This window comes from Zhongshania sp., from assembly GCF_047636175.1.
Lineage (GTDB): Bacteria > Pseudomonadota > Gammaproteobacteria > Pseudomonadales > Spongiibacteraceae > Spongiibacter.
The window spans coordinates 17,614-29,107 of record NZ_JBLIKC010000034.1 but is presented as its reverse complement, the minus strand read 5'-3'; the positions used below and the strand labels follow the sequence as shown (position 1 = coordinate 29,107).

At 49.7% G+C, this 11,494-nt stretch carries 9 protein-coding genes; 3 read left to right on the top strand and 6 right to left on the bottom strand.

Annotation, left to right across the window (positions count from 1 at the left end; all coding sequences use genetic code 11):
* Positions 1-133: 133 nt before the first annotated feature.
* From ACI955_RS15910 to ilvY, 4 genes are all read right to left on the bottom strand, one after another.
* The gene (locus ACI955_RS15910) at positions 134-730 is read right to left on the bottom strand and encodes a sulfite oxidase heme-binding subunit YedZ (RefSeq protein WP_415244728.1); all 597 of its coding nucleotides are present in this window, start codon (positions 728-730) and stop codon (positions 134-136) included.
* Entirely contained in the window at positions 730-1,716 is a 987-nt protein-coding gene (gene msrP / locus ACI955_RS15905; RefSeq protein ID WP_415244727.1) for a protein-methionine-sulfoxide reductase catalytic subunit MsrP, read from the bottom strand. The genes ACI955_RS15910 and msrP overlap by 1 nt, the downstream gene beginning before the upstream one ends.
* Before the next feature lie 72 nt (positions 1,717-1,788).
* Positions 1,789-2,604, bottom strand: a complete 816-nt coding sequence (gene pssA, locus ACI955_RS15900) for a CDP-diacylglycerol--serine O-phosphatidyltransferase (protein ID WP_415244726.1) — start codon at positions 2,602-2,604, stop codon at positions 1,789-1,791.
* Positions 2,605-2,650: 46 nt separating this feature from the next.
* Positions 2,651-3,562, bottom strand: a complete 912-nt coding sequence (ilvY, locus tag ACI955_RS15895) for an HTH-type transcriptional activator IlvY (RefSeq protein WP_415244725.1) — start codon at positions 3,560-3,562, stop codon at positions 2,651-2,653.
* Between the two features lie 181 nt (positions 3,563-3,743).
* Between ilvY and ilvC the strand changes: the two genes are divergently transcribed.
* From ilvC to ACI955_RS15880, 3 genes are all read left to right on the top strand, one after another.
* The gene (gene ilvC / locus ACI955_RS15890; protein WP_415244724.1) at positions 3,744-5,219 is read left to right on the top strand and encodes a ketol-acid reductoisomerase; all 1,476 of its coding nucleotides are present in this window, start codon (positions 3,744-3,746) and stop codon (positions 5,217-5,219) included.
* Positions 5,220-5,474: 255 nt separating this feature from the next.
* Positions 5,475-8,369: an RNA polymerase-associated protein RapA gene (rapA, locus tag ACI955_RS15885; RefSeq protein WP_415244723.1), complete on the top strand. Its 2,895-nt coding sequence runs from the start codon at positions 5,475-5,477 to the stop codon at positions 8,367-8,369.
* 16 nt (positions 8,370-8,385) lie between these two features.
* A complete protein-coding gene (locus ACI955_RS15880) occupies positions 8,386-8,670 on the top strand; it encodes a hypothetical protein (RefSeq protein ID WP_368377350.1) in 285 nt (94 codons plus the stop codon).
* A 103-nt stretch (positions 8,671-8,773) separates the two neighbouring features.
* On the opposite strand, the gene ilvN is transcribed toward ACI955_RS15880, so the two are convergent.
* A complete protein-coding gene (gene ilvN, locus ACI955_RS15875; RefSeq protein ID WP_415244722.1) occupies positions 8,774-9,265 on the bottom strand; it encodes an acetolactate synthase small subunit in 492 nt (163 codons plus the stop codon).
* Entirely contained in the window at positions 9,265-11,013 is a 1,749-nt protein-coding gene (locus ACI955_RS15870) for an acetolactate synthase 3 large subunit (protein WP_415244721.1), read from the bottom strand. Before ACI955_RS15870 ends, ilvN begins: the two co-directional genes overlap by 1 nt.
* Between the last annotated feature and the right edge of the window lie 481 nt (positions 11,014-11,494).

The following is an 11,494-nucleotide window of genomic DNA, read 5'->3' as shown; positions in this document are numbered from 1 at the left end:
GTAGCAAGTAGTTTTTTAAACTTTCTCACCACCTCAACCGCGCTAATCACTTGCTGCCTCCACCTCGGTGAAGTCCGCGTTTGCGGTTGAGGAGGCGCATTATAGAGATACTAGGAGGGGAGTCAACTGCTTTCTACAAAGTATTTTTAAACCTTTGAAATCGCTGGAAAAGCAGCCCAATAATAATGACTGCATATAGGGCCGCATCAAAGTAGCTAGACCTCACCTGCAACGCTATATGGAGCCATGCGAGAAACAGTGCAGGATAGACTAGCATGTGGAGTCGCGCCCAGTTTTTCCGCAGCGCCCTGACTGCTCGATTATTCGACGTTAGGCCCATCGGGAGCATAAGTACCCAGGCCGCAAAGCCAACAAATATGTAGCGGCGCTCAGCCAACTCCTCTTGGGCAATAGCCCAATCCCAGCCGAACAAATAGGTTGTGACTATTAGCAAATGAAAGCTGACATAAAACCAAGTATATAAACCGAGCATGCGTCGAAAGCGTAAAGCCCAGCCCCAAGCTAACCACGTCCGCAGGGGACCGATCGCCATAGTAAGAATAAAGAAACGAATCCCCCACTCTCCACTCATATGAATAAGCGCTTTAACTGGATCGGCACCCAAGTTCTGGTTAAGGGCCGCATACACTATATAAGCTAAGGGCAGCAGGCAAATAACAAAAAACAGCGCCTTAGCATTACGCCAATGCCTTGATGTCAGCGCGGGCATTAATAGAAGCGACGCAAATTCATGTCTTTATACAAACCAGCGACCTGCTCACCGTAGCCATTAAACATTTCTGTTTTGATCCGATTAGGCCGCAATAAGCTACTTGGCAGGCGACGCTCATACGCTTGACTCCAGCGCGGATGACTCACCTCTGGATTTACGTTGGCATAAAAGCCGTACTCTCTCGGGGCGATACCCTCCCAGCTAGTTTTGGGCTTAACCGAAGTAAACCGCATTTTGACAATGGACTTGATACTTTTAAAACCATACTTCCAAGGTACAACCAAGCGGATTGGCGCGCCATTTTGATTTGGCAGGGTTTTGCCATACATCCCCACACTCATAAATGCCAAGGGATTCATGGCCTCATCCATTCGCAAGCCCTCGGTGTAAGGCCAGTCTATTGTACTGAAGGCGGACCGCTGACCTTTCATCTCGCCAGGACGATAGAGAGTGGTGAATTCAACGTATTTAGCATCCGAAGTGGGTTCAAACATTTTTATGAAGTCGGCCAACGAAAAGCCCACCCATGGAATCACCATCGACCAAGCCTCTACACAGCGCAGGCGATAGATGCGCTCCTCAAGGGTCATTAACTTCATAATATCTTCAAGGGGATACTTGCCCGGCTTGGCAACATGTCCCTCCACCTCCACAGACCAAGGGTCGGTGGTCAAAGCATGAGCATTGCGAGCCGGATCGGTTTTATCGGTGCCAAATTCATAGAAGTTGTTGTAGCTACTGGCGTCAGCGAAGCTAGCGGCCTTTTCGTCGGTATAAAAAGGGTTATCCGCTGCCTGAATCGCAGGGCTAAAATTTAGAGCTTTACGCAGATCATCACTCGCCGCAAAACCTGCTGCGGGCAACCCCAAACCTAAGGCCGCCGCGCCGACACCAACCCCGTGCATAAATTGACGGCGCTTGAGGTAAACGCTCTCTGGGGTAATTTCACTACTGGGGATATCTGAGGGCGAACGAATAAGCATGACGTGGTTCCCTAAAAGTATTATCAACTTATATTTAGATGAACCACGCTCGGGATTGTTACAAAACGCCGCTCATTTAAATCGACGGTATACTGCCTGTACGGGGCCAGACAAAGCATAGATCATGGCTGCCGCCAACAGGACCCGCGCGGGATCTACAGATACCAAGCCAAAGATAAAGACCACGCCAATCATCACCACAAAAGGTACCCGACCGCGAAAATCAATACCTTTAAAGCTGCTATATGGCACGTTAAGGATCATCAGCAAACCACACAAGGCCATCAACAATCCGGCAAACACTTCCAATTCAAAATGGACGCCCGGCTCTACCCAGCCCTCTTCAGCGCACACCCACACCAAACCCGCCATGACCGCGGCAGCGGCAGGGCTCGCGAGACCGGTGAAGTAGTTTTTATCGGCAGTTTCTATCTGGGTATTAAAGCGCGCCAACCGTAGCGCAGCGCAGGCGACATATATAAATGAAACCGCCCAGCCGAATTTACCCAGATCAGCCAAGGCCCAGCTAAACACCACCAATGCCGGCGCCACGCCAAAAGACACCATATCGGCCAAGCTATCGTATTCGGCACCAAATTTACTTTGGGCATTCATCAACCTGGCGACACGACCGTCTAAACCATCAAAAATCATGGCTGCGAAAATAGCGATGGCGGCATTTTCGAAATTGCCATGCATACCGGAAATAATCGCAAAGAAACCCGAAAACAAGGCCGCAGTGGTAAACAGGTTCGGCAGAAGGTATATCCCGCGCTTGCGCACCGTCTTGCCATTAACAGACACTTCTTCTTCGTGGTCATCGACCAGCAATAAAGCTTCTTTTTCAAAGCTTAATTTCGATTTCTCGCCGTCCGGCTGTTCTGACATAAGGTGTTCAACCTGTTAATACGTTGCAAAGTGCCGACATCATAAATTAATTTTGGGAGCTGTACGATGACTTGGCGCAATCCCAAAATGCTTTGACCAAGGGATTTGATAATCGTTGCCGTAACACTACCATACCTACCTCCATACTGGGCAAAGCCGGCTCCACAAGAATCACCCGCACCCGTTCACGTAAAAAGCTGGTTGCCAACACCAACTCCGGTACCACGCCAATACCAAGGCCAAGGGCAACGGTACTAACAATGGCCTCATGACCACTTACTTGAGCGTAGACACTCGGTCTAATTTGCCGCTGACGAAACCACTGCTCTATTAAGGTTCTGGCCACACCCCGCTCAGGCAAAATAAAGGGCAAGGTCGACAGCATTACCGGCGTTAAAATTTCATCTGCAGCCGCAATTTGCTCATTTACCGCACAGGGAATATTCGGTACTAGCAACCGCAGTGGCGAGCGCGTCAATTCCTGATACTGTAGCCGTGAAGACAGCTGCTTGGGCTTTGCAGTAATACCAACATCTTCACCGCCCTCGACAATACGCTCTATGGCATCGGCCTGGTCACCCGTATGCAGTTTCAATTCTATAGCAGGATATCGCTGCCTAAACACTTCAAGAATATTACTAAGCACACTATAAGAGGCGGTGACTGAGCAATACACCCCCAACTCGCCCTGCAGCGCTTCACCCTGGATATGCAAACGCTGTAATACCGACTGCCAGTTAACAACAGCCTGCTCTGCATAGCGCAGAAACTCGCGCCCTGCAGCAGTTAGCTGCACACGCCGATTATCGCGTTCAAAGAAGGCCACCCCCGCCTGATCCTCCAAACGCATAATAGATCGACTCACAGCTGAAGCGCTTAAATGCATGGCATTGCCGGTACGGCCAAAATGCAGAGACTGGGCAAGATGAATAAAGGTTTCAAGCTCTTTGATGTTCATAACAGCGCCTTCCCTCAAAACACTAACAAGCAATCGTTATAGTGGCGAAATACGCAACACTACATCAACTATATATCATTTTACGCAACATAAAAGCAGTGCTAAAGTGACTATCATTGTGGAAAAGTGCGATAGCATCAGTCCGCAAACCCGATTTTTACTTGCCTTTCAGGAGAGCCCCATGGGTCAGAATTATTTCAACAGTTTGCCGCTGCGCCTTCAATTACAAGAGCTCGGCAAATGCCGTTTCATGGACCGCAGTGAATTTGCTGATGGCTGCGAATACCTAAAAGGTAAGAAAATAGTCATTATTGGCTGTGGCTCACAGGGCTTAAATCAAGGCCTAAACTTGCGCGACTCAGGTCTAGACGTGTCTTATACATTGCGCGCCGAAGCCATTGCCGAGAAACGCCAGAGCTGGAAAAACGCCACCGAAAATGGTTTTACAGTTGGCACTTACCAAGAGCTTATCCCCTTAGCTGACGTGGTTATGAACTTAACACCAGACAAGCAGCACACTCCGGTTGTTAACGCCGTTATGCCGCTAATGAAAGAAGGCGCTTGCCTGGATTACGCACACGGCTTCAACCTTGTTGAAGAAGGTATGCAAATCCGTAAAGATATCACCGTTGTGATGATGTGCCCGAAGTGCCCAGGCACTGAAGTGCGAGAAGAATACAAACGCGGCTTTGGGGTGCCTACTCTGATCGCCGTTCACCGTGAAAACGATCTCAAAGGCGAAGGCATGGCTATTGCCAAGGCGCTAGCTTCTGGCACTGGCGGCGACCGCGCAGGCGTTCTGGAATCATCACCAATTGCCGAAGTGAAATCTGACCTGATGGGCGAGCAGACCATCCTTTGCGGCATGCTGCAAACTGGCGCCATCCTGTGCTTCGATAAAATGGTTAGCCAAGGTATTGAAGCTGGTTACGCCTCCAAGCTTATTCAGTATGGTTGGGAAACGGTTACCGAGGGCCTAAAGTACGGCGGCATCACCAATATGATGGATCGCCTGAGCAACCCTGCCAAAATCAAAGCGTTTGACTTGGCAGAAGAGCTAAAGGACATCATGCGCTCTTTATATGAAAAGCATCAGGATGACATCATCAGCGGACACTTCTCCAAGACCATGATGGAAGACTGGGCTAACGACGACAAAAACCTTCACGGCTGGCGCGCTGAAACTGCCGAGACTGCGTTTGAAAAGACCCCAGCAGGCGACGTTGATATTAGCGAGCAGGAATACTATGACCACGGCATTTTGCTAGTGGCTATGTGTAAAGCCGGTGTAGAGCTCGCGTTTGAATGCATGGTTGCTGCTGGCATGGAGCCAGAGTCTGCCTACTATGAGTCACTCCATGAAACACCGCTGATCGCCAACACTATTGCACGTCGTAAACTGTATGAGATGAACGTTGTTATTTCAGACACTGCCGAATACGGCTGCTACTTGTTCGATCACGCCTGTCGTCCACTGCTCACCGATTTCATGAGCAAAGTCTCTACCGATATCATCGGCAAAGGCTTAAACATAAAAGACTTAGGCGTAGACAACCAAGAGCTGATCACCGTTAATGCCGCCATCCGCAATCACCCCGTTGAAGTGGTTGGTCGCAGACTGCGCGGCTACATGACCGCAATGAAGAAAATCGTTTAATCGGTATTTAACATCGCGAACGGTCTATTAAAGGCGGGGCCCATTGGGCGCCGTCTTTTTTTATCAAAAACCTTCCACCACAAACAAAAAAAACACACACTCTGCATTGAAGGCGAACCGCCCATTGTGGTGACATTTACCACATTAAGACTTTCACTATGCAGCACTGGTGCGTAACATTCTCGCTCCTGAATTTCAGGTTTCACGCTAAACACCGTGCAACTCACTCAATACACCGAGCCATACTAATACCCTATGTCTAATATTTTTATCGCCGGCCAACGCTGGATTAGTAACCCCGAACCCGACCTTGGCCTAGGCATTATTCTTGAAGCCGAACACCGCCGTGTGGTTATCGCGTTTCCCGCGGCAGAAGAAGAGCGGACTTATGCTGCCGCTGCCGCGCCCTTATCGCGGGTTTTGTTTCAAGTAGGCGATGATATAGATGTAACGGGGCAAGGCCGCCTTATTGTTACCGAGCAGCAGGAGCATGGAGGCTGCATCGTCTATTTTGCCAAAGACGAAAATGGCGACGTACACCCCGTACCTGAGCAAGTTCTGAGCGCCAACATCAAGCTCAGCAATGCTAAAGAACGCTTGCTGGCCGGGCAAGTCGAACACTACCGCCGCTTTGCCTTGCGCGCGGCCACCCTGGAACAACAAAACACCAGTCAGGCCGCCAGTACCCGCGGCCTACTGGGACCCCGGGTTCAACTACTACCCCACCAAATGTATATTGCCGCTGAGGTAGCAAGCAGGGCCGCCCCGCGGGTATTACTAGCAGACGAAGTTGGCTTGGGTAAAACCATTGAAGCCGGTCTCATCATCCACCAGTTGTTATTGCTGGAACGGGCAAAAAGAATCCTGATTGTGGTGCCAGACAGCCTAGTTCACCAATGGCTTGTGGAAATGCTGCGCCGCTTTAATCTTAAGTTCAGTATTTTTAACGAAGCTCGCTGCCAACAAATAGACGAATATGAAGACGATCCAAGCAGCATTTTCTTTGACGAAGAAGAATCCAAGCAGAAAGAAGAGAATCCCTTTGAAGATGCCCAGCTCGTCATTTGTCCACTAAGTTGGATAAGCACCCATACCCGCCGCCAACAGCAACTCTGTGATGCCGGCTGGGACATGTTGGTGGTCGACGAAGCCCATCACCTCCAATGGCATGAAGACGGCGACTCCTCAGTAGAATACAAACTAGTTGAACGACTGAGCGCAGAAATCGCCTCAGTACTGCTGCTAACAGCCACCCCGGAAAATGCAGGAATCGATGGGCATTTTGCACGTCTTCGCTTGCTGGACCCCGCTCGTTATCCAGACCTCGCAGCCTTTCTTGAAGAACAAGGTCACTACGAAGAAATCAGTGAGCTGATACAAGGTTTAGCTGACACCCCAAAAGCTGCGCTAAACGACGCCGACTTTTGCCAGCGCCTGGAAGCCCTATTAGGCAGCGGCCAAGTAACTTCGCTTCAAAACGAGGCGAGCACTGAGCAGCTCGGAAAAACCATACGCGACCTTCTCGATCGCTTCGGCACCGGCCGTATGCTTTTCCGCAATACTCGCGCGTCAGTCGGCGGCTTCCCCAAGCGCGTTCTACACGAACACCCACTCAGCGTCCCGCCGGGATATGAGCAGGCCTGCACCACGGCAACTATTGAAGAATCACTTCATCCAGAACAGCTACTTGGTGTTATGTGGTTAAAAACAGACCCACGCGTCGCTTGGGTAGAGAAATTTTTACTGCAAAACCCCGACGACAAAGTCTTATTGATTGCGGCCGACTCCAGCGCTGCTAGAGACCTTGAATTACACCTGCGTTTACGTCGCGGGATCGCCAGCGCGGTATTCCACGAAGAACTCAGCTTAATTGAGCGCGACCGCGCCGCCGCTTACTTTGCCGACCCTGAAGATGGCGCCCAGCTTCTGATTTGTTCAGAAATTGGCAGTGAAGGTCGCAATTTCCAGTTCGCTCAACATCTCATTTTGCTTGATCTACCTTTAAATCCCGACTTGCTAGAGCAGCGAATTGGCCGCTTAGATCGTATCGGTCAGCTCGGCGACGTTAATTTACATGTGCCCTACTACGCTGACAGCGCTCAAGAAAAATTACTGCTTTGGTATCGCGACGCCGTCAATATTTTCAGCCAACCCTGCACTGTCGGCAATGCGCTAAATCTTGAATTCGGTGACGAGCTCCACGCTGCCCTAGCAGATACCGACACTGCCGCTATTAAGGGCTTAATTGCGCGCGCCTCGGCTAAAGCTGTTGAATTACAAGAACATCTGAGTAAAGGCCGCAATCGCCTACTGGAACTGAACTCCTGCCAGCCACAGCGCGCCGCTGAGCTAATTACCGCACTAGAAGCCGAGCAACGCAGCGACACTTTAGCTGAATACCTTGAAATGCTGGCAGAGCAATTCGGGCTCGATCATGAAGACCACAGCGACAACGCCGTCATTTTACGCCCCGGCGACCACATGATCACCGAAGCATTTCCACATCTGCCAGACGACGGTATCACTGGTACATTTGATAGAGAACGTGCGCTCAGCAGAGAAGACATGGCGTATTTCAGCTGGGAACATCCACTGGTCATCAGTGCCATGGACATGGTCATGTCCAGTGATTTCGGCAGTGCTTGCATATGCACTATTGCGGTTAAAGCACTCAAGCCTGGCACACTCTTGCTTGAAGGGTTCTTTAGCCCCGCGCTGCAAGCCCCTGCTTGGCTGCAACTACGCCGCTACTTGCCGGCGCAAAGTTTCCGTCTTGTCATCGATCAACAAAATCGCAACCTATCTAAGGCCGTTGCTCACAGCAAATTGAATCAACTGTCTCAAGGCGTGAAGAAAACCTTAATGCCTGTTTTACTACGCGAGGTACGCAGCACCATTACCGCAATGATCCCGCATATAGAAAGTCTTGCCGAAGATGCCTGCAAAGATTGGAGAAAGGTCGCCACCGAAGCCTTCCAAGTCGAGCGCAGCAGCGAGCGTGAGCGCCTACAAGCATTAATGAGCCGCAACCCGCACGTAGCGCCACAAGAGCTAGACATTTTTGATCAAGAAACCACGATGGGTATGACAGCACTGCAATCCTTGCAACTTAATATGTCAGCATTGCGCCTGGCCATTGTTAGCCAGTAAATGACCGGAGCAAACCATGTATTTATTCTCAGTTAACGCGACGGCCAAAAAAACCCAAGGTGAATTCACCGAGGGCGAACAAGCACCATTTATTGTCTACGTGGATTTTAAAGATATGTTTGGGGCCGAAAAACTGGCCCAACTTTTTGTAATGGCTGAAGGCTTTCGCGACGTCACCATTATAAAACGTAAGCTCATCGACAATACCCAGATTCCCAGTAATCCCGCGCTGGCAAAAGATCCACAAATTATTGAAGCGCTGGCAAAAGGCTATTGCGTGCAAGCGTTCAGCGCTCACTAAGCATCATTAGGATAGTAGCCTTATAACCCTGCAGTCAGACAAAACCTTAACCCCGCACACAAAAAAGGCGCCCGAAGGCGCCTTATCATCCGCACTATGACGCTTACAGACTCAGTATTTTTTCACCGCGAGCAATACCCGACACACCACTGCGAACCACTTCCATGATCGCAGCTTCGCCAACGGCTTCAAGGAAGGAATCGAGCTTATCCGCCGCACCAGTCACCTGAATGGTATAAACGCTGGGACCAACATCAACAATCTGACCACGGAAAATATCGGTGCAGCGCTTAATCTCAGCTCGTTGCGCGCCAGTAGCTCGCACTTTCACCAACATCAATTCACGCTCGATATGTGAACCTTCCGACAAATCCACCAGCTTCACCACGTCGATTAATCGGTTAAGATGCTTGGTAATTTGCTCTATTTTGTGATCATCACCGGACGTCGTTAGTGTCAAACGCGACAAGGTTGGATCTTCTGTTGCCGCAACATTCAAGGTCTCAATATTGTATCCACGCTGAGAAAATAGGCCCACCAATCTAGACAATGCACCCGGCTCATTTTCCATCAATACCGAAATAATATGCCGCATCAAGTACGCTCCGTCTTGCTCAACCACATATCACGCATCGATCCGTTTGGCGCTATGTGCATGGGATAAACGTGTTCGTGAGGATCGACATGAATATCCATAAATACCAAATCATTTTTACGGGCAAAGGCCTCTTTCATCGCCTCTTCCAAATCACTTAACTGAGTTACTTTAATACCAACGTGGCCGTAAGCCTCGGTTAATTTGACAAAGTCAGGCAGTGAATCCGCGTAAACGCTTTCTGAATATCGGCTCTCATACTGCATATCCTGCCACTGCTTGACCATGCCAAGGTAGCCGTTATATAAGCTGATAATTTTCACTGGGATCTTGTACTGGGCGCAGGTAGACAACTCCTGAATATTCATTTGAATACTACCTTCGCCAGTAACACAGGCTACGTCAGCATCCGGAAATGCCAATTTAGCCCCCATCGCTGCTGGTAAGCCAAAACCCATCGTGCCAAGGCCGCCAGAGTTTAACCAGCGACGCGGCTCATCAAACTTATAATACTGAGCCGCAAACATCTGATGCTGACCAACATCTGAGCTGACATACGCCTTGCCATGAGTCACCTTGCAAAGAGTTTCAATAACCTGCTGCGGCTTAATATAAGCTGAAGTAGTGTCGTAGCGGGGTCTTACCCACAAGCCATGGGTTTCACGCCATTCGTCAATCTGACTCCACCAGTGATTCAGTGAATTCGCGTCGGGGAGACTGGCGTCAGCCGCACGCATTTCACGAAGAACCGCAATTAAATCGGCTAGTACCGAATCAACCGGACCAACAATAGGTACATCCGCAGTGATAGTTTTAGAGATCGAAGCGGGGTCGATATCAATATGTACAATTTTTGCGCCGGGACAGAATTTACCCGTGGTATTAGTTACGCGATCATCAAAGCGCGCGCCTACCGCCAAAATCACATCACTGTGGTGCATAGCATTATTAGCTTCAACAAAACCGTGCATGCCCAACATACCTAAAAACTGCCGATCGCTAGCAGGAAACGCTCCCAGCCCCATCAAAGTATGAGTTACGGGGAAATTAAGCTCGCGCGCCAACACCCTTAACTGCTCAGAGGCATTCCCTAAAATTACGCCACCGCCGGCATAAATAATTGGCCGCTTGGCGCCTAGCAACATACTAGCCGCCTTTTTAATCTGCCCAGAGTGACCGCGAGTCGCCGGCGTATACGAGCGCAGCTTCACCTTTTTGGGATAGTTGTACTCGAATTTATCATGTGGATTAGTAAGATCTTTCGGCAAATCGATAACAACCGGGCCAGGACGACCAGTAGATGCAATGTAGAAAGCCTTCTTAATAATCTCTGGAATATCTTGAGTTCTAGTCACTTGGAAACTGTGTTTTACGATAGGCCGAGAAATGCCCATCATGTCAGTTTCTTGGAAGGCATCTTCGCCGATCAGGTGACTCATAACCTGACCTGCCAATACCACCATCGGGATAGAATCCATATACGCAGTCGCAATACCAGTAATCGCATTGGTCGCACCGGGACCCGATGTCACTAAGACCACACCAGTTTTGCCAGTCGCACGCGCGTAACCATCTGCAGCATGGGTAGCTGCCTGCTCGTGACGCACTAAAATATGGGGCACTTTGCAGCTTTTAAACAAAGCATCGTAAATATGCAGTACTGCGCCGCCGGGATAGCCAAAGATGAATTCAACACCCTCGTCTTCCATAGCACGCGCGATCATTTCGCCGCCAGATAACAACTCCACTGGAATACCCTCGATTCAGTTTGAATACGCAAAAATCTTGTCACAGCAACGCCGAGACAAACGCTCAGCAAAAGACATGAAACAAGAACAAAGATGTCGAAACACATTACCACCGGTTCGCAGCCGACATGGCTAGGTTCCAGGCGAAACGCCAAAATGCTGCAAGGCAGCGTTTATACGCATCGCGGGATAACGCGATACGGGCAATCTCGCAACACAGGTCATGTGTTTGCAGAGTGAATGGAACTACCGTAGGTAGCAGCGCGGCACGATGAGCCGCGCTCTGTACTTTGGCCGCAGGTAAGCGACGAGGAAAACAGCCATTTGCTATCGTAAAGATAGACTGCGTATTTTTTAGCCTATGGCGTGCTATGTCAATACCAAACAAGAACTTAATTCAGGAGATTTGCCCGCGAGTGCGCTCTATCGTGTCATATTAGCGTCGTGTTGCTGTCGTTTTTTCACACCGGGAATAATCTGC